The organism is Pseudomonas sp. B21-051 (genome assembly GCF_024748795.1).
Lineage (GTDB): Bacteria > Pseudomonadota > Gammaproteobacteria > Pseudomonadales > Pseudomonadaceae > Aquipseudomonas > Aquipseudomonas putida_A.
In genome coordinates, this window is record NZ_CP087166.1 from 4,390,138 (window position 1) to 4,407,082 (window position 16,945).

Here is a 16,945-nt window from a genome sequence, read left to right on the forward strand (position 1 = left end):
CTCGCCACCCGTTCCAGGAGGAATTCATGCGCACGCTCGTTTTCAGCAGCCAGACCTACGACCGCGACAGTTTCCTCGGCGCCGCCTGCCCGGCCGGGATAGAACTGCACTTTCAACCGGCCCGGCTCAGTCTCGACACCGCCGCCCTGGCCGACCAGCATCAGGTGGTCTGCGCCTTCATCAATGACGATCTCAGTGCACCGGTGCTGGAGCGCCTCGCCGCCGGAGGCACACGGCTGATCGCCCTGCGCTCGGCAGGCTACAACCATGTCGATCTGCTCGCGGCAAGACGCCTCGGACTGGCGGTGGTGCGGGTTCCGGCCTACTCGCCGCATGCGGTGGCCGAACATGCGGTGGCGTTGATTCTGGCGCTCAACCGACGCCTGCACCGCGCCTACAACCGCACCCGCGAAGGCGACTTTACTCTGCACGGCCTGACCGGTTTCGATCTGGTGGGCAAAACCGTGGGGATTGTCGGCACCGGGCAGATCGGCGCGGCGTTCGCGAAAATCATGCACGGCTTCGGCTGTCAGTTGCTGGCCTACGATCCGTATCCCAACCCCGAGGTGGTGGCCTTGGGCGCACGTTATCTGAGCCTGCCGGAGTTGCTCGCGCAGTCACGAATCATCAGCCTGCATTGCCCGCTCAACGCGCAAAGCAAACACTTGATCAACCGCGAATCACTGGCGCACCTGCAACCGGGAGCGATGCTGATCAATACCGGACGCGGCGGTCTGGTCGACACGCCGGCGCTGATCGACGCCTTGAAGGACGGCCAACTGGGCTATCTGGGACTGGATGTGTATGAGGAAGAGGCGCAGCTGTTTTTCGAGGATCGCAGCGACTTGCCGTTGCAGGACGACGTGCTGGCGCGGCTGCTGACCTTCCCGAATGTGATCATCACCGCGCATCAGGCGTTTCTGACCCACGAGGCGTTGGGCGCAATTGCCGCGACCACCCTGCACAACATCGCGACCTGGGCTGCAGGTGCACCGCAGAACCAGGTCGAAGGCTGAAGGCTTGTCGGTTTACTTCGGCGACAGCGAAGAAGCCAGGATCAACAGCGCCAGCCAGCCAAAACCGAAAAAGCGCTGTTTCATCGAGTGGCCGTTACGCAGCAGGAACCAGACAAAGACCATCGGCAACAGAAACACCATGATCTTCAACCAGCCTTCCACCGGACGCGAACCGTCGGCGTTGGGCTGAAGTTGAGGGGCTGGCTCGGGTTGCCGACGACGGCGGCCGAGCGCGGCCGGTGTGACTTTCGGCGCCGGCTCCGGGGCTGGCGCCGGGACAAAGGCCTCAGGCACGGATTTGTTGCGTGGCAGGCTGCCAAATGAAATCGTCGTCGCTGCAGCGGCGACCGTCGCCTGCTGCGGACTGTGACCGTGTTGCTGCGCCATCGGAGCACCACAATGAATGCACGCCTTGACTTCAGAGCTGATGCTCCGCTTGCATTCATAACATTCGATCAGCGCCATGTTCCGTTCCCTCAGAGTGAAGGGCGGCAGTTTGCCATGAGCGCCAGCCGATTTGAACCGGATCGAAGGTCGCACGCGTACGCCATCCTGCAATCAAGCCCGTGCTAGCATGTCGCGCAGATTTGGAGGACCCATGGTCGAACACGATTTCCGCTATACCCTGATGAACCCGCAACACACCCTCACCGAATGCCGCGCCCTCGTACCGGGCCGCTATCAGGTCACCGGCAACGGTGGCTCGATCCGCAACGGTGACGTCCTGTTGGTCACCCTCAAAGGCAGCAAGGACTTGTCCATGCGCCTGACCGTCGACTCCGTGCGCCACCTGATCAATCCGCCGGGCCAATGGACCGCGATGACCACCGGCCCGGTATTCGGCGAACTGGCGATCCACACCTGGCAGGTCAACTGCGACAGCTGCGCCAAAGAGCTGAACTTCGAGTTCGCCGTGGACGCCAGGCTGGGCAAGACTGCCGAGAAACCGGCCGCCACCGCACGCATCGCCGAGCTGGGCTGGAAAGCCGTCGGCGACAAGCACCTGTGCCCGACATGCCAGGAGCCTGCGTGATGAAACGCCTTGCCCTGCCGCTGCTGGTCGGTGCCGCTCTGGTGGGCTGCGCCGCAGAGCCTGTGCAATTGCAGCAGAACCGCAGCTACATTCTGGAGTGGATCGGCGAGCGGCCATTGATGGATTACAGCCACCTGACCGTGACCCTTGGTGACGATGGCCGCGCATATGGCAACGGCGGTTGCAACCACTGGTTCGCGCCGTACACCCTCGAAGGCGACAAGCTGAGCTTCGGCCCGATCGGCAAGACCCGCAAACTCTGCGCCCCGGCGCTGATGGAGCAGGAACAACGCTTCCTGCAGGCGCTGCAAGGTGTCGAGCGCTGGGACATCTCGCCGATCGAGCAGATGCGCTTCTGGCCGGCCGAAGGCAAGCCGTTGCGCTGGTGGCTGGAAGAGGGCTGATCGTTCAGCCGCAAAAAAGATCGCAGCCTGCGGCAGCTCCTACAAGGTCATGTGCCCACCTGTAGGAGCTGCCGCAGGCTGCGATCTTTTTTGAACGCCATTTACTGTGGCGAGGGAGCTTGCTCCCGCTCGGCTGCGCAGCAGTCGAAAAATCGTTAACCGCGCGTTGCCGCAGACACCGAGCCGGCAGGATTCAGGTCCGCTTCGCCGCCCAGCGGGAGCAAGCTCCCTCGCCACAAAAGCCCATTCAGCTCACTTTGTCGCCTGCAACGCCTCCAGCTTGGCCATCACCCCCGCCGCCGTCTGCTCGCCCATCAACTGCTCACGCACCTTGCCCTTGTTGTCGATGATGTAGGTCACCGGCAAGGCCTCACTGCGCGGCAGGTCGAACAGGTCCGCCGGATCCTGCGCCAGCACGGTGAACTTGATGCCCAGTTTCTCGCTGGCGCTTTTCAGGTCTTCACCCTGGACGTTGTCGAAGTTGACCCCGAACACACCCACATTCTTGCTCTTGAGTTCTTCAGCCAAATGATTGAGCTCAGGAATTTCCGTGCGGCACGGGCCACACCATTCGGCCCAGTAATTGATGACTACCCATTGCTTGTCCAGACGCTCGGACGCCACTTTCTGACCATTCTGGTCAATGCCGTAGTCGTTGCCGCAGCCCCCCAGCATCAACGCCCCGATTATCGTCAATGCCGCTGCCAATCGCCGTGTCATGTCATGTTCCCTGGTCAAAAATTGAAGGCGCCTGCGACCCATCGCCTCTGAAGGTTCTGGATTGCGCGCTGCACAGTTAGAATAGCCGCCACTTTACGCCAGAAGCGACCCGCCATGACCGATCTGACGCTTTATCACAATCCGCGCTGCTCGAAATCCCGCGGCGCGCTGGAACTTCTTGAGGCCCGTGGCCTGACCCCGAATGTGGTGCGTTACCTGGAAACGCCGCTGGACGCCGCGCAGATCAAGGCCTTGCTCGGCAAGCTGAACATCAGCGCGCGACAACTGCTGCGCACTGGAGAAGATGAATACAAAATGCTTCAGCTGGCCGATACGAGCCTCAGCGAAGCGCAACTGATCGCCGCCATCGCCCAGCATCCAAAACTGATGGAACGGCCAATTCTTGAAGTCGGCGACAAGGCCGTGATCGGCCGTCCACCGGAGCAGATCCTGGAGCTGCTGCCGTGAGCGCGCCGTACATTCTGGTGCTGTATTACAGCCGCAACGGTTCGACCAACGAGATGGCCCGGCAGATTGCCCGCGGCGTCGAACAGGCTGGCCTTGAAGCGCGCCTGCGTACCGTGCCGGCGATTTCCAGCGAGTGTGAGGCGGTCGCCCCGGACATCCCGGAAGACGGTGCGCTCTACGCCACCCTCGATGACCTGAAGAACTGCGCCGGCCTCGCCCTTGGCAGCCCGACGCGGTTCGGCAACATGGCCGCGCCGCTGAAGTACTTCCTCGACGGCACCAGCAACCTGTGGCTGACCGGCGCGCTGGTCGGCAAACCGGCTGGCGTGTTCACCTCCACCGCCAGCCTGCATGGCGGTCAGGAAACCACCCTGCTGTCGATGATGCTGCCGCTGTTGCACCACGGCATGTTGATCACCGGCCTGCCGTACAGCGAGTCGGCGCTGCTGGAAACCCAGGGCGGCGGCACGCCGTATGGCGCCAGTCATCACGCCGGGGCCGATGGCAAGAAAGGTCTCGATCAGCACGAGATGGCGCTGTGTCGCGCCCTCGGCCTGCGTCTGGCGAAAACCGCGCAAAAACTGGAGGGCTGAGGGTGGCGAAGAAGCCGAAAGTCCTGCCCTCCGTCGAGTGGCTCGAACCTCGCGTCAAGGCGATGCGGGTCGTCAGCCTGTTGTGCTTCTTCGGCCTCGCCGGGCTGCTCGCCGCTCACTACCTAGTGTTTGCCGACCTGCACGGCGCCCGACCGTGGGTGATCCTGCTGGTCGAGCTGATCCCGTGGCTGATCCTTGCGCCGGGCATGCTGATGGGCAACGCGCGTGCGCACTCGTGGATGTGCTTTGTGGTGAATCTGTATTTCATCAAGGGCGCATTGGCAGCGTATGACCCGAACCGGCAACTGTTTGGCGTGCTGGAGATGGCCGCGAGCCTGGCGCTGTTCTGCTCGGCACTGCTGTATGTGCGGTGGCGGTATCAGTTGAATCGCAAACTCGCGGGCGAAGGCGAGATTTCCGTCGCCTGATAGAAAAAGATCGCAGCCTTCGGCAGCTCCTACAGGGGGAACGCATTCCAAATGCAGGAGCTGCCGAAGGCCGCGATCTTTTAGCGATTCAATGATTGACGGTGTACGCCAGCATCATCGAAATCTGGCTCATCGGCCGCCCGCCACTCTGTTCATGCCACTGGTTGAACGCGTTCTGCACAATCGCCAGATCGCGCAGACTGGTCGGCACCTTGTCGACGATCTTCTGTGCATTCAACGCGGCGACCACGTCGTAACTCGGCACGAAGGTGTCCTTGCCGACCATACGCAAGAAGCGCGGCGCCGACAGCCCACCCAACTGACTCCCGTGCTTTTTCAGGTAAGTCCACAGACCGACGATATCGGTCACCGGCCAGTCGGCGATCAGCGCGCCGAAACTGCCCTTCTCCTGCTCGACATCGAGAATGAACTGCGCATTGCGCGGCACGCTCTTGAGCTTGCCCAGGTGACGAATGATCCGCGCGTCCTGCATCAGGCGTTCGAGGTGTTCGGCGCTCATCAGCACGACTTTTTCCGGGTCGAACTTGAAGAACACTTCTTCGAAGGCCGGCCACTTGGCGTCCACCAGACTGTGCTTGAGCCCGGCACGGAATACGCGCAGGGCCATGGTCGAGAGGTAACGATCGTCGCTGATCTTGCGTAATTGCGCGGGAGTCTTGGGAACGGGCAGATGGGCTTCCAGTTCAGCCGCCGAACCGAAGCGGTTCAGACAGTATTCGTGCAGCCACTTGTAATCGCGCATGCCCTCTCCTGGGAATTGAAACGAAAAAACTATTGTAGGAGTGAGCCTGCTCGCGATTGCGGTGTGTCATCCAACGATGATGCTGACAGACACAATGCAATCGCGAGCAGGCTCACTCCTACAGATGGTGATTAGAGGTTGACCACGTTGACGAAGCGCGAAGCCGCCGTCTCGTCGATCTTCAGGCTGGTGAAGTCGAACAGGTTGCGGTCGGCCAGTTGCGACGGCACCACGTTCTGCAGACTGCGGAAGATGCTTTCAGTTCGGCCCGGAGTCTTGCGCTCCCAGTCCTGAAGCATTTCCTTGACCACCTGACGCTGCAGGTTTTCCTGCGAACCGCAGAGATTGCACGGGATGATCGGAAATTCCTTGAAGTCCGAGTAAGCCTGGATGTCTTTCTCGTTGCAGTAGGCCAGCGGACGGATCACCACGTTGCGCCCGTCATCGGCGCGCAGCTTCGGCGGCATCGCCTTGAGGGTGCCATTGAAGAACATGTTGAGGAAGAACGTCTCGACGATGTCGTCACGGTGGTGACCGAGGGCCATTTTGGTCGCGCCGATTTCGTCAGCAAAGGTGTACAGCGTACCGCGACGCAGACGCGAGCACAGCGAGCAAGTGGTCTTGCCTTCCGGGATCAGTTCCTTGACCACCGAGTAGGTGTCCTTCTCGACGATGTGGTACTCGACGCCCAGCTCTTTCAGGTAGGCCGGCAGTACGTGCTCGGGAAAGCCCGGCTGCTTCTGGTCCATGTTCACCGCGACGATCTCGAACTTGATCGGTGCAACCTTCTGCAGGTGCAGCAGCACGTCGAGCATGGTGTAGCTGTCCTTGCCCCCGGACAGGCAGACCATGACCTTGTCGCCGTCTTCGATCATGTTGAAATCGGCGACCGCTTCGCCGGCCAGGCGGCGCAGGCGCTTTTGCAGTTTGTTCTGGTTGACCGTAAGAGTGCCCATGACGCGAAATCCGTGAGGTGTGACGAAAGGCGGGCATTTTACGCAAAAACCCACCAGCGGCGAAGCGTCCTGACGGACGCACCCTGTAGGAGCTGCCGAAGGCTGCGATCTTTTGATTGTAAAAAACCAGGATCAAAAGATCGCAGCCTCGTTTCACTCGTCAGCTCCTACAGGCATCAATACAAGAGCCGAAGGCGATTACGCCCCGTGTTTACAGCGCGATTTGCTCTAAGCCCCTAGTCCCTGTGCGGTTAAGTCCTTTCTATACTGCGACATAAGGTCGCACACATCTGAAGACCTGAATTTGCTCGGCCACCTTGGCCCGTAGGCGCTCCGTTGGGGGGCGATGGCAATAACAAGAGGAGTGACTGGCATGATCCATCACGTAGTGGGACTTTTTACCCACCCCGATCAGGAATGGAAGGAAATCCGTGGCGACCAAGAGGAAAGCATCAGCCACATGTACCTGACGCACACGCTGATCCTGGCGGCAATTCCGGCGGTTTCGGCGTTTATCGGCACCACGCAGGTCGGCTGGGTGATCGGCAACCGCGCACCGGTGATGCTCACCGTCGAAAGCGCGATCTGGATGACCGTGATGTCGTACCTGGCGATGCTGGGCGGGGTCGCGGTGATGGGGGCCTTCGTGCACTGGATGGCCCGCACCTATGACGCCAACCCGAGCCTGGCCCGTTGCGTGGCATTCGCCACCTACACCGCGACACCGTTGTTCGTCGGCGGGCTGGCGGCACTGTATCCGCACATGTGGCTGGGAATGATCGTCGGCACGGCAGCCATCTGCTACACGGTGTATCTGCTGTACGTGGGGCTGCCAACGTTCATGAACATACCGTCAGACGAAGGCTTCCTGTTTTCCAGCTCGGTGCTGGCGGTGGGTCTGGTGGTGCTGGTGGCCATCATGGCGTTCACCGTGATCGTCTGGGGCCTCGGCGTGGGGCCGGTGTATACCAACTGACAGGCTTTACCCCCGAGAAAAACAAGATCTGCCAATATAGGCCGCCGCAAGGCGGCCTTCTCGTTTGGCGGATGACCATTCGGCAGGTCAGCGATTCGCAAGTCCGGGAGGTTGCGGCATACTCGACGCCTCTGGAGATCCATCAAGCATGCCCGAGCAACTCAATACCCGCGTCGAAGACTGTTACCAACTCGCTGAAGCCTTTTTCAAACGTCATTTCCAACGCCCGGTCGTCAGCCTCAAGCTGCGCGGGCAAAAAGCCGGTGTCGCGCATCTGCACGAGAACCTGCTGCGCTTCAATCCGCAGCTGTACCGGGAAAACACCGAACACTTCCTCAAGCAGACCGTGGCACACGAAGTCGCGCACCTGATCGCCCATCAACTGTTCGGCGACCGCATCCAGCCGCACGGCGAGGAGTGGCAACTGATCATGCGCGGGGTTTACGAGCTGCCACCGGATCGCTGCCACACCTACGCAATCAAACGCCGCAGTGTGACCCGCTACATCTACAAATGCCCGTGCGCCGACAGTGATTTCCCGTTTTCGGCGCAGCGCCATAGCCTGGTGCGACAGGGGCGACGGTATTTGTGCCGTAGATGCCGCAACACTTTGGTGTTCAGTGGTGAAATGCGGGTGGAATAGCCGGTTTTTGTATTGCCCCGACTGGCCCCTTCGCGAGCAGGCTCGCTCCCACAAGGGGAACGCATTTCAAATGTGGGAGCGAGCCTGCTCGCGAAGAGGCCGGTACAGAAGCTAGAGAATTACTTTGGCCGCCCGCAATTGAGCAATCCGCTCAGCATCAAACCCCAACTCCCCCAACACCTGCTCAGTATGCTGCCCCAACCCCGCACCAACATGCCGCGGCGCCGGCAGCGCCTCGGAGAATTTCAGCGGACAGGCTAGCTGCGCTTGCGTCGTACCGTCCCCACGCGGCACCTGGGTCACCAGTTCCCGCGCCTGCAACTGCGGATGTTGCACCGCCTCGCTCAGGTTCAGCACCGGCTCGACACACGCATCGATCCCGGCAAACAACTCGCACAGCTCGGCAAAGTCGTGCTTCTCGAATTCAACTTTCAGCGCGTCCTTCAATAACCGCTGCTGCTCAGGCTTCGACGACAAGCCCTGCGCCGCCAGCTCCGGCCGGCCCAGCGCCGTGCACAGTTGCTGCATGAACCCCGGTTCCAGACTGCCCACCGACAACCAGCGCCCGTCGCGCGAGCGGTAGTAGTCATAGAAGCTGCCGCCATTGAGCATCTGCTCTTCCCAATGCGGTTCGTCGCCACAGGCCAGATAGCCGGCGCCAGCCATGGCGTTCAGGCTGAAGGCGCAATCGGTCATGCTCACGTCCAGATGCGTGCCCTGCCCGCTCTGCTGTCGGGCGATGACCGCCGCCAGCAGGCCGATCACCCCATGCAGCGAACCGCCCGCGATATCCGCCACCTGCATGCCCAGCGGCAACGGCCCGCTGTCGGCGCGGCCGGTGTAACTGGAAAGACCGGCCAGCGCCAGGTAGTTGATGTCATGCCCGGCGCGATCCTTGTACGGCCCGGTCTGGCCGTAGCCGGTGATCGACACGTAAATCAGCTTCGGGTTGATCGCTTTCAGCGCCTCATAACCCAGGCCCAGACGCTCCATCACACCGGGGCGGAACTGCTCGAGGACAATGTCGTATTCGCCCAGCAACTGCCTGACCACCTCCAGCGCTTCCGGCTGTTTGAGATCCAGCGCCAGGCTGCGCTTGTTGCGATTGAGGTAAGCGTGACTGGCTGACACACCTTGATCATGCGGCGGCAACACCCGCAGCAGATCCATGCGCGTGGGCGACTCGATGCGCAGCACTTCGGCGCCCATGTCCGCCAGCAACAGCGAGGCGAACGGCCCCGGCAGCAGGGTCGAGAAATCCAGAATCTTCAGTGAGGCCAGCGGCGCGGACATGGGCGATCTCCTTGGGCGATGCACCCAGACTAGGCAGCGCTGCCGCGCACGGCAATCACCGGATGCATCAGCGGCAGTGACCGTAATGCTCAAATCGCAGGCAATAAAAAACCTGCCAAAGCAGGTTTTTCAGGACACCTGTGGCGAAGGAGCTTGCTCCCGCTGGGGCGCGAAGCGGCCCCGCTCTTCAAAGAGGGGCCTGCTGCGCAGTCCAGCTGGAGCAAGCTCCCTCGCCACAAGGTATTACCAAATTGCAGTTATTTGACGTTGCTCGGGGTTGGGCCTTCAGCCACACCCAGATCGTCTTCCGGACGGGTATCAGCGATACCGCGACCGCCCGACGCCAGCTCGGATTGCAGCACGTCGGTGTCCAGCTCTTTCACCCACTTGGCAACCACGATGGTCGCGACGGCGTTGCCGACCAGGTTGGTCAGGGCGCGGGCTTCGGACATGAAGCGGTCGATACCGAGGATCAGCGCCAGACCGGCCACCGGCAGGTGACCGACTGCCGACAGGGTGGCGGCCAGCACGATGAAGCCCGAACCGGTCACACCGGCGGCGCCTTTGGAGGACAGCAGCAACACCACCAGCAGGGTGATCTGATGGGTGATGTCCATGTGCGTGTCGGTGGCCTGAGCAATGAACACTGCAGCCATGGTCAGATAGATCGCGGTACCGTCGAGGTTGAACGAGTAACCGGTCGGGATCACCAGACCCACGACGGATTTCTTCGCGCCCAGACGCTCCATCTTGATCAGCATGCGTGGCAGTACCGATTCCGAAGACGAGGTACCGAGTACGATCAGCAGCTCTTCACGGATGTAGCGGATCATCTTCAGCACGCTGAAGCCGTGCATGCGGGCGATGGCACCCAGCACGATCAGGATGAAGGCCAGGCAGGTGATGTAGAAGCAGGCCATCAGTTGGCCCAGCTGCACCAGCGAGCCGACACCGTAAGCACCGATGGTGAACGCCATCGCACCGAAGGCACCGATTGGCGCGAGCTTCATGATCATGTTGATGATGTTGAACATCACGTGGGCGAAGCGATCGATGAAGTCGAGGATCGGACGGCCATAGTCACCCAGGCGATGCAGGGCGAAACCGAAGATCACCGAGAACATCAGCACTTGCAGGATGTCACCGGTAGCGAACGCGCCGACGATGGTGGTCGGGATCACGTTGAGCAGGAAGCCGACTACGCTCTGGTCTGCACCTTGCTGCACGTAGGTCGCGACTTTCGACGCGTCCAGGGTGCTGACGTCGATGTGCATGCCGTTGCCCGGCTGCACGATGTTGACCACGATCAGGCCGACCAGCAGGGCGATGGTCGAAACGATTTCGAAGTACAGGAGTGCGTAACCGCCGGTCTTGCCGACCGACTTCATGCTTTGCATGCCAGCGATGCCGCTGACCACGGTGCAGAAGATGATCGGGGCGATGATCATTTTGATCAGCTTGATGAACCCGTCACCCAGTGGCTTTACCGCCACACCGAACTGCGGGTAGTAGTGACCAAGCGCAATACCGATGATGATTGCGACGATCACCTGGAAATACAGGGATTTGTACAGTGGCTGACGAGTCGTCATTGCAAGTTTCCTCAAGCGTCCCGCGGGCAACATCCATCTGTTGGGCGCAGAACCTGAATTGCGAACCCTCCTGCACTGGAGGGATTTGTTGTTCGAGCGGCACTATTCCCGCGGAATAGACGCACACTTCTGTCGCTCTTATCGCAAACGCCGTGCCACTTTGGTGCAATTCGCTGCAAGCCTTTTGATATCAGGGGATGCAGAGTATTTTTTGTCACTGCCCGGTGACGCCAGTGTGGCGGATTTCCGCCAACTCAGCGGATCTCGTCCTACAATTTGGCGGAAATCCGCCTTGTTGCCCTGCGCATGCCCCGGCTACCATCCGGCGTCTGAGGAAGGATCTGCCGCTTATGCGCGAACGTACCATCGCCAGTCATTTCGCCCGTGCCGCCCTCGGTGGCGCACGCCGTTCGGGGTTCGACTATGCGCCGCTGCTGCAGCAACTGGGGATCAGCCCCGAGTTGCTCGATGAGCCACGGGCGCGCATCGCCCCGGAGCAATTCACCCAGTTGATCCAGAGTCTGTGGCTGGCGCTGGATGACGAATACCTGGGCTTTGGCAGCGCGCCGAGCAAACCCGGCAGCTTCGCGATGATGTGCCACGCGCTGATCCACTGCCGCAATCTGGAGAAGGCACTGCAACGCGGTTTATTGTTTTATAGCCTATTCCCCGAGGCTCCGCGCCTGAGCCTGAACCGCGAAGACGAATGGGTGCGCCTGAGCCTCGATGATTCGCAGTTGTGGGACCCGGATCACTTTCTCAGCGAGAGCCTGCTGGTGATCTGGCATCGCCTCGGCAGCTGGCTGATCGGCCAGCGGATTCGCTTGGAGCAGGCCACCTTCAGTTATCCGAAACCGCCTCACGGTGCCGAGTACGACCTGTTATTCCCCTGCCCTTTGGTGTTTTCCGCCCAGCAGAGCAGCCTGTTGTTTCACAGCCGCTACCTGTCGATGCCGCTGTTGCAGGACGAACGCACCCTCAAGCACTTTCTCGAACGCTCACCCGCTGACCTGCTATCGCGCCCGGACGACGGCGACAGCCTCAGCAGTCGCCTGCGCCGCTTGCTCAGCCGCGACAGTGCGCAGTGGCCGGACCTCGAAGCGGTGGCCGCGCAGCTGCACATCAGCCCGCAAACCCTGCGTCGGCATTTGCGTGAGGAAGGCAGCAGTTTTCAGGAATTGAAGGATCAGTTGCGCCGCGACATCGCGATTTATCACCTGGGCCGGGCGGACCTGTCGTTGCAACAGATTGCCGAGCAGTTGGGGTTTTCCGAGCCGTCGGCGTTTCACCGGGCGTTCAAGAAATGGACCGGGCTGACACCGGGGGCGTATCGGGCGCAAGAGCAGTGAGGCTTGCGGTGAACTGACTGACGCCTTCGCGAGCAGGCTCGCTCCCACAGAGGGTTCAATGTGGGAGCGAGCCTGCTCGCGAATAGGCCGGCGAGGCCTGCAATTAAACCGCAGGAAACTGAATCCTGAACGCCGCCCCGCCCATCGGCGAATCCCCGAGCATCAGCTTGGCGTTGTAGCTCTCGATGATGTCCTTGACCACCGCCAGCCCGATGCCCTGCCCCGGATGCTGACGATCCAGACGCTCACCACGCTCGAGAATCCGCGCGCGCTGATTCGGCGGCACACCGGGGCCGTCGTCTTCGATGCACAACTCGATGCCGGCGAGGGTCTCGCGCACGCTGATGCGCACTTCGCCCAGGCACAGGCGATAGGCGTTCTCCAGCAGGTTGCCCATCATCTCCAGCAAGGCGCCCTGCTCGATCGGCACATAGCAGTGCTCCGGCAGATCGAACGCCACTCGAACATGTTTGTCGCGGTAAACCTTGTCCAGCGTGTCGCACAGGCTTTTGAGCACCGGTTGCAGCCGCACCTGATGGCGCACCAGGCCGCTCTTGCGCAGGCTGGCGCGCTGCAGTTGATAGCTGATCTGTTGACTCATGCGCTCGATCTGGGTTTGCAGCACCCAGGCCTGATCGCGATCTTCCGGACGTTGGGCCATGTCTTCACTGACCCCTTGCAGTACCGCCAACGGGGTTTTCAGGCTGTGCGCCAGATCATCGAGGGAGTCACGGTAGCGGCTGCGCTGCTGGCGCTCACTGTGCAGCAAACGGTTGAGCGAGCCGGTCAGGCGCAGCAGTTCCCGCGGGTGCTGTTCGGTGAGGCTTTCACGAGTGCCGCTTTCGATTTCGTCGAGTTCCTGACTCAGCCGGCGTAGCGCCTTGAGGCCCCAGGTCAGGCCGATCCACAACAGCGCCAGCAACACCAGCAACGCGGCGCCGAAACCCAGGTAGAGATTTTCGCGCAGGCCTTCGAGGGTATTTTCGTATTCGCGTACCGGTTGCAGAGCGACGATGCTGAATGCGGCACTTTTACCGCCGAGCAGTTTGACTTCGACGTCGTAGACGAAGAACTCCTGGCCATTGCTCTCACGGATCCGTGCGAACTCATTGCCCATGCCGTCGTAACGCGGCTTGTAGTTGATCTGCTCTTCCTGCGTGCCTTTCGAGCGCCAGACCAGTTTGCCCTCGCGGTCGTAGATGTAGCCGAGCAGACGGTTGTCGGTGAGATTGAAGCGCTCATCCGGCAGCTGCGCCGGCATCACCAGATGGCCACTGTCGACGCGTGCCGCCGAGATCAGCGTGGTGACGTCCGACGCCAGGCGCTGCTCGATCGAATCCTGCAGCGCCAGGCTGAACGCGCCCTGCATGGCCGGCAGCAAGCCGAGCATGAACAACACCGCCAACGTGGTGGCGGCGAGCATCAAGCGAACGCGTAGAGAACGAATCAAGTGCAGCGCTCATTGAACAGGTAGCCGAGACCGCGCACGGTGTCGATCGGCTTGAAACCGCCCGGGCCTTCGAGCTTGCGGCGCAGACGGCCGACCAGCACTTCGATCACATTCGGATCACGCTCGTCGTCATCCGGGTAGAGCTGCTCCATCAGGCGATCCTTGGGCACCACTTGCTGGTGATGACGCATCAGGTATTCGAGGATGCGGTATTCGTAGGCGGTCAGCGCCAGCGGCTCTTCATCCAGCGACGCCTGTTTGCGATTGAGATCGAGCAACAGCGGCCCGGCAACAATCGTCGACTGGGTGAAGCCACTGGAGCGACGCAGCAAGGCATTCAGGCGCGCGTCGAGTTCTTCGAACTGGAATGGCTTGACCACATAGTCGTCAGCGCCGGCCGCCAGGCCTTCGACCTTGTCCTGCCAGTTGCCACGCGCGGTGAGGATCAGGATCGGAAAGGTCTTGCCGCTTGAGCGCAACTGCCGGATCAGGTCCAGACCGCCCATGCCCGGCAGACCGAGGTCGATCACCGCCAGATCGAAGTTGAACTGCCCGGTCTGGTACAGCGCCTCTTCGGCATTGGCCACGGACTCGACCACGTGACCGCTCTCCGTCAGGCGGGTTTGCAGGTGATGGCGCAACAGCGCTTCATCTTCGACGACCAACAGTTTCATAACGCTCTCCCGGGTAAATCAAAAATCTCCAGACAACCCTCTGTGGGAGCTAGCCTGCTGGCGATAGCGTCCTGGCAGTCGACTAGAGGGTCGGCTGCCAAATCGCAATCGCCAGCAGGCTGGCTCCCACAGGGTACTGATGCGAACCGCCTTAGAAAGCGTAGTTCGCCGACAGGTAAGTCTGGGCGCTGCTGGTCAAGTCCAGCGAGCCTTGCTTGCTGCCACCGCTTTCTTTCATTTCGGTGCTGGCGTTGCTCATCAGGTAACGGTAACCGAGTTCCACCGAAACGTTCTGCGCCACTTGTTGCAGCACACCGAACTGGCCGCCGACGGCGTAACCGATGTCGCTGTCGCGGCTGTAGCCTGGCGAATCCTGAGTCAGCTTGGTCAAACCGGCCGTGGCGCCACCGAACAGTTTGGTGCTGCCGCCCACTGGATAGAACAGATCGTAGCTGCCCAGCAGGTTTTCCTGGCGCAGTTTAATGCCATTGTGCGAACCGGACACGTTGTCGTAGGTCGCGTAGTAACGACCTTGCGAGTTTTGCTGGCCGAGGCGCACGCCGTAAGTGTTGTTGCCGTCGATTGCGCCGCTGGCGTCCGGGTGGCCAAGGTTGTCGTTCAGCGCATGGGACTTTTTGATTTTGTCGCTGCTCTGGCCAAAGGTCAGGCCGGCAAAGTTGCTGGTGTCATCGGCGTGTGCCGCAATGCTGGAGCCCAACAAGGTAAAAGCCAGCAGCAGTTTGTTCAGACGATTCATCGCGTTTCCTCTTTCACAGTGCTGTTTGGGTATGGCGCAAGGTTACTGACCTGCCCCTGTACCGGCCCTGAACGTTCTCTGAACCTGCGCTGAATCAAATCGACTAGGCTGTCCTGACCACTTTTCGATAAGGAGACCGACCATGCGCCTGTTCCTCGCCCTCGCCTTGCTCGCTGCCAGCAGTCTGGCCAACGCCGCGATCAAGACTCAGGAGATTCCCTACCAGAGTGCCGACGGCACCAGGCTGATCGGCTACTACGCCTACGACGACGCGATCAAGGGCAAACGCCCGGGCGTGGTGGTGGTGCATGAGTGGTGGGGCTTGAACGACTACGCCAAACGCCGCGCCCGCGATCTCGCCGAACTGGGCTACAGCGCGCTGGCGATCGACATGTATGGCGAAGGCAAGAACACCGAACATCCCAAGGATGCGATGGCGTTCATGCAGGCCGCGACCCAGGATGCTGCGGCCTCCAGCAAACGTTTCGAGGCCGGGTTGAACCTGCTGAAAAAGCAGCCGCAGACCGACGTCAATAAAATCGCCGCCATCGGTTACTGCTTCGGTGGTGGCGTGGTGCTCAACGCCGCGCGTCAGGGCGAGCCGCTGGCGGGCGTGGTGAGTTTCCACGGTGCGCTGGCAACCACCACCCCGGCGACGCCCGGCAGTGTTAAGGCAAAGGTTCTGGTCGAGCACGGTGCGCTGGACAGCATGGTCACCGCGGACAACGTCACCGCGTTCAAGAGTGAAATGGACAAGGCCGGCGCCGACTACACATTCGTCAGCCTCGACGGCGCCAAGCATGGCTTCACCAATCCGGATGCCGATCGCTTGAGCCACGGTGAACACGGTGGCCCGGATATCGGTTACAACAAGGCCGCCGATGAAAAATCCTGGGCGGACATGAAGGCGTTCTTCCAGAAAATCTTTGGCTGATCCACATCCACCCTGTAGGAGCTGCCGAAGGCTGCGATCCTTTGATCTTAAAAAAGCAAGATCAAAAGATCGCAGCCTTCGGCAGCTCCTACAGGATTAGCGCCGCCAGATACAGGATTTGGCTCTACCCAGCATCCGCGCCAACCGGCAAAATGCCCGCCATGAATTCCAGCCCGCCTCTCCCCGCCTGCTGCACCCCGCTCGACGCCCACTGGCCGTTGCCTAACGTGTTGCCCGACACCGTCCTGCTCAGCACCTGTTTCGACCCGAAACAATTGCTCGGCGACGACTTCCAGCGCAGCGCCATCGAGCCGCCGCCGAGCATTCAGCGTTCTGTTGCCAAGCGCCAGGCGGAGTTTCTCGCCGGGCGGATCTGCGCCCGGGCCGCGCTGCAACAACTGGAAGGCTCAAGCGTGATTCCGGCGATTGGCGAAGACCGCGCGCCGGTGTGGCCGGCGCACATCTGCGGCTCGATCACCCACAGCACCGGGCGCGCGGCGGCGATTGTCGCCAACAAGCAGCACTGGCGCGGCTTGGGCATGGACCTGGAAAACCTGCTCGAGACCGAGCGCGCCGAACGCCTGGCCGGAGAGATTCTGACCCCTGCGGAACTGGCACGCATGGCCGCCGGTGCGCGGGAACAACTGGCGTTGCTGGTGACCTTGACGTTTTCGGTGAAAGAGAGCCTGTTCAAGGCGCTGTATCCGATTGTGCAGAAGCGCTTTTATTTCGAGCACGCCGAGGTGCTGGAGTGGACGGAGCAGGGTCAGGTCCGGTTGCGTTTGCTGACCGATCTCTGCGCTGAATGGCGTCACGGCACCGAGCTGGAGGCGCAGTTTGGTGTGCAGGATGGGCAGTTGTTGAGTCTGGTCAGCATTCCTGCCTGAAGGTTTGTC

At 61.1% G+C, this 16,945-nt stretch carries 20 protein-coding genes; 11 read left to right on the forward strand and 9 right to left on the reverse strand.

Translation table 11 applies throughout. The features are described 5' to 3' along the window. The first annotated feature begins 26 nt into the window (after window positions 1-26). On the forward strand, window positions 27-1,016 hold the full coding sequence (locus LOY52_RS19665; RefSeq protein ID WP_258675678.1) for a 2-hydroxyacid dehydrogenase: 990 nt from the start codon (window positions 27-29) through the stop codon (window positions 1,014-1,016). A 12-nt stretch (window positions 1,017-1,028) separates the two neighbouring features. On the opposite strand, the gene LOY52_RS19670 is transcribed toward LOY52_RS19665, so the two are convergent. Further along, a complete protein-coding gene (locus tag LOY52_RS19670; protein WP_258675679.1) occupies window positions 1,029-1,481 on the reverse strand; it encodes a hypothetical protein in 453 nt (150 codons plus the stop codon). A gap of 133 nt (window positions 1,482-1,614) precedes the next feature. Between LOY52_RS19670 and LOY52_RS19675 the strand changes: the two genes are divergently transcribed. After that, a complete protein-coding gene (locus tag LOY52_RS19675) occupies window positions 1,615-2,049 on the forward strand; it encodes a hypothetical protein (protein WP_258675680.1) in 435 nt (144 codons plus the stop codon). Next, window positions 2,049-2,453 carry an META domain-containing protein gene (locus tag LOY52_RS19680; protein ID WP_098965082.1) on the forward strand — a complete coding sequence of 135 codons (405 nt, stop codon included), beginning with the start codon at window positions 2,049-2,051 and terminating at the stop codon, window positions 2,451-2,453. Before LOY52_RS19675 ends, LOY52_RS19680 begins: the two co-directional genes overlap by 1 nt. 252 nt (window positions 2,454-2,705) lie before the next feature. Here the strand turns inward: LOY52_RS19680 and LOY52_RS19685 are convergent, their stop codons facing one another. Beyond that, the gene (locus tag LOY52_RS19685; protein WP_258675681.1) at window positions 2,706-3,173 is read right to left on the reverse strand and encodes a TlpA disulfide reductase family protein; all 468 of its coding nucleotides are present in this window, start codon (window positions 3,171-3,173) and stop codon (window positions 2,706-2,708) included. Between the two features lie 114 nt (window positions 3,174-3,287). On the opposite strand from LOY52_RS19685, the gene arsC reads away from it, so the two are divergent. Genes arsC through LOY52_RS19700 form a run of 3 tightly spaced genes read left to right on the forward strand, consistent with a single transcriptional unit; the run spans window position 3,288 to window position 4,662 of the window. Further along, window positions 3,288-3,641 carry an arsenate reductase (glutaredoxin) gene (arsC, locus tag LOY52_RS19690; RefSeq protein ID WP_258675682.1) on the forward strand — a complete coding sequence of 118 codons (354 nt, stop codon included), beginning with the start codon at window positions 3,288-3,290 and terminating at the stop codon, window positions 3,639-3,641. Continuing rightward, window positions 3,638-4,234, forward strand: a complete 597-nt coding sequence (gene wrbA, locus LOY52_RS19695) for an NAD(P)H:quinone oxidoreductase (RefSeq protein WP_202368767.1) — start codon at window positions 3,638-3,640, stop codon at window positions 4,232-4,234. Before arsC ends, wrbA begins: the two co-directional genes overlap by 4 nt. A gap of 2 nt (window positions 4,235-4,236) precedes the next feature. Then, on the forward strand, window positions 4,237-4,662 hold the full coding sequence (locus tag LOY52_RS19700; protein WP_258675686.1) for a DUF2069 domain-containing protein: 426 nt from the start codon (window positions 4,237-4,239) through the stop codon (window positions 4,660-4,662). 88 nt (window positions 4,663-4,750) lie between these two features. Here the strand turns inward: LOY52_RS19700 and LOY52_RS19705 are convergent, their stop codons facing one another. Continuing rightward, complete coding sequence (locus LOY52_RS19705; protein ID WP_121186706.1) at window positions 4,751-5,425, reverse strand: DNA-3-methyladenine glycosylase I; 675 nt, start codon at window positions 5,423-5,425, stop codon at window positions 4,751-4,753. A 131-nt stretch (window positions 5,426-5,556) separates the two neighbouring features. Continuing rightward, window positions 5,557-6,381, reverse strand: coding sequence for a tRNA 2-thiocytidine(32) synthetase TtcA (gene ttcA, locus LOY52_RS19710; protein WP_041067551.1), 825 nt, complete (start codon window positions 6,379-6,381; stop codon window positions 5,557-5,559). A gap of 373 nt (window positions 6,382-6,754) precedes the next feature. Between ttcA and LOY52_RS19715 the strand changes: the two genes are divergently transcribed. Together LOY52_RS19715 and LOY52_RS19720 are read left to right on the forward strand one after the other, a co-directional pair. Beyond that, entirely contained in the window at window positions 6,755-7,357 is a 603-nt protein-coding gene (locus tag LOY52_RS19715; RefSeq protein WP_007917515.1) for a Yip1 family protein, read from the forward strand. Between the two features lie 148 nt (window positions 7,358-7,505). Beyond that, window positions 7,506-8,000 (forward strand): SprT family zinc-dependent metalloprotease, encoded by a 495-nt coding sequence (locus LOY52_RS19720; protein ID WP_003227192.1) that lies wholly within the window; start codon window positions 7,506-7,508, stop codon window positions 7,998-8,000. A gap of 111 nt (window positions 8,001-8,111) precedes the next feature. Here LOY52_RS19720 and LOY52_RS19725 read toward each other — a convergent pair whose 3' ends face one another. Continuing rightward, window positions 8,112-9,293: a CaiB/BaiF CoA-transferase family protein gene (locus LOY52_RS19725; protein WP_258675687.1), complete on the reverse strand. Its 1,182-nt coding sequence runs from the start codon at window positions 9,291-9,293 to the stop codon at window positions 8,112-8,114. A 257-nt stretch (window positions 9,294-9,550) separates the two neighbouring features. Further along, window positions 9,551-10,885, reverse strand: a complete 1,335-nt coding sequence (locus LOY52_RS19730; RefSeq protein WP_258675689.1) for a dicarboxylate/amino acid:cation symporter — start codon at window positions 10,883-10,885, stop codon at window positions 9,551-9,553. A 350-nt stretch (window positions 10,886-11,235) separates the two neighbouring features. On the opposite strand from LOY52_RS19730, the gene LOY52_RS19735 reads away from it, so the two are divergent. Continuing rightward, the gene (locus LOY52_RS19735; RefSeq protein WP_258675690.1) at window positions 11,236-12,234 is read left to right on the forward strand and encodes an AraC family transcriptional regulator; all 999 of its coding nucleotides are present in this window, start codon (window positions 11,236-11,238) and stop codon (window positions 12,232-12,234) included. Window positions 12,235-12,337: 103 nt separating this feature from the next. Here LOY52_RS19735 and LOY52_RS19740 read toward each other — a convergent pair whose 3' ends face one another. The 3 genes from LOY52_RS19740 to LOY52_RS19750 all read right to left on the reverse strand — a co-directional run bounded on the left by LOY52_RS19740 (window position 12,338) and on the right by LOY52_RS19750 (window position 15,115). Continuing rightward, window positions 12,338-13,684 (reverse strand): ATP-binding protein, encoded by a 1,347-nt coding sequence (locus LOY52_RS19740; RefSeq protein ID WP_027612289.1) that lies wholly within the window; start codon window positions 13,682-13,684, stop codon window positions 12,338-12,340. Then, window positions 13,681-14,358, reverse strand: coding sequence for a response regulator transcription factor (locus LOY52_RS19745; RefSeq protein WP_027612288.1), 678 nt, complete (start codon window positions 14,356-14,358; stop codon window positions 13,681-13,683). The genes LOY52_RS19740 and LOY52_RS19745 overlap by 4 nt, the downstream gene beginning before the upstream one ends. A 151-nt stretch (window positions 14,359-14,509) precedes the next feature. Beyond that, window positions 14,510-15,115: a hypothetical protein gene (locus LOY52_RS19750; RefSeq protein ID WP_258675691.1), complete on the reverse strand. Its 606-nt coding sequence runs from the start codon at window positions 15,113-15,115 to the stop codon at window positions 14,510-14,512. A 142-nt stretch (window positions 15,116-15,257) separates the two neighbouring features. On the opposite strand from LOY52_RS19750, the gene LOY52_RS19755 reads away from it, so the two are divergent. After that, window positions 15,258-16,049, forward strand: a complete 792-nt coding sequence (locus LOY52_RS19755; RefSeq protein ID WP_258675693.1) for a dienelactone hydrolase family protein — start codon at window positions 15,258-15,260, stop codon at window positions 16,047-16,049. Between the two features lie 161 nt (window positions 16,050-16,210). Then, entirely contained in the window at window positions 16,211-16,936 is a 726-nt protein-coding gene (locus LOY52_RS19760; RefSeq protein ID WP_258675694.1) for a 4'-phosphopantetheinyl transferase, read from the forward strand. Window positions 16,937-16,945: the final 9 nt, after the last annotated feature.

Excerpts from the sequence above, each read along its gene's own strand:
- LOY52_RS19750 (WP_258675691.1), bottom strand. The coding sequence starts at position 15,115 with ATGAATCGTCTGAACAAACTGCTGCTGGCTTTTACCTTGTTGGGCTCC.
- LOY52_RS19730 (WP_258675689.1), bottom strand. The coding sequence starts at position 10,885 with ATGACGACTCGTCAGCCACTGTACAAATCCCTGTATTTCCAGGTGATC.
- LOY52_RS19735 (WP_258675690.1), top strand. The coding sequence starts at position 11,236 with ATGCGCGAACGTACCATCGCCAGTCATTTCGCCCGTGCCGCCCTCGGT.
- LOY52_RS19755 (WP_258675693.1), top strand. The coding sequence starts at position 15,258 with ATGCGCCTGTTCCTCGCCCTCGCCTTGCTCGCTGCCAGCAGTCTGGCC.
- LOY52_RS19725 (WP_258675687.1), bottom strand. The coding sequence starts at position 9,293 with ATGTCCGCGCCGCTGGCCTCACTGAAGATTCTGGATTTCTCGACCCTG.
- LOY52_RS19705 (WP_121186706.1), bottom strand. The coding sequence starts at position 5,425 with ATGCGCGATTACAAGTGGCTGCACGAATACTGTCTGAACCGCTTCGGT.
- LOY52_RS19760 (WP_258675694.1), top strand. The coding sequence starts at position 16,211 with ATGAATTCCAGCCCGCCTCTCCCCGCCTGCTGCACCCCGCTCGACGCC.
- LOY52_RS19720 (WP_003227192.1), top strand. The coding sequence starts at position 7,506 with ATGCCCGAGCAACTCAATACCCGCGTCGAAGACTGTTACCAACTCGCT.
- LOY52_RS19675 (WP_258675680.1), top strand. The coding sequence starts at position 1,615 with ATGGTCGAACACGATTTCCGCTATACCCTGATGAACCCGCAACACACC.
- arsC (WP_258675682.1), top strand. The coding sequence starts at position 3,288 with ATGACCGATCTGACGCTTTATCACAATCCGCGCTGCTCGAAATCCCGC.
- LOY52_RS19680 (WP_098965082.1), top strand. The coding sequence starts at position 2,049 with ATGAAACGCCTTGCCCTGCCGCTGCTGGTCGGTGCCGCTCTGGTGGGC.
- ttcA (WP_041067551.1), bottom strand. The coding sequence starts at position 6,381 with ATGGGCACTCTTACGGTCAACCAGAACAAACTGCAAAAGCGCCTGCGC.
- LOY52_RS19665 (WP_258675678.1), top strand. The coding sequence starts at position 27 with ATGCGCACGCTCGTTTTCAGCAGCCAGACCTACGACCGCGACAGTTTC.
- LOY52_RS19745 (WP_027612288.1), bottom strand. The coding sequence starts at position 14,358 with ATGAAACTGTTGGTCGTCGAAGATGAAGCGCTGTTGCGCCATCACCTG.
- LOY52_RS19715 (WP_007917515.1), top strand. The coding sequence starts at position 6,755 with ATGATCCATCACGTAGTGGGACTTTTTACCCACCCCGATCAGGAATGG.
- LOY52_RS19685 (WP_258675681.1), bottom strand. The coding sequence starts at position 3,173 with ATGACACGGCGATTGGCAGCGGCATTGACGATAATCGGGGCGTTGATG.
- LOY52_RS19670 (WP_258675679.1), bottom strand. The coding sequence starts at position 1,481 with ATGGCGCTGATCGAATGTTATGAATGCAAGCGGAGCATCAGCTCTGAA.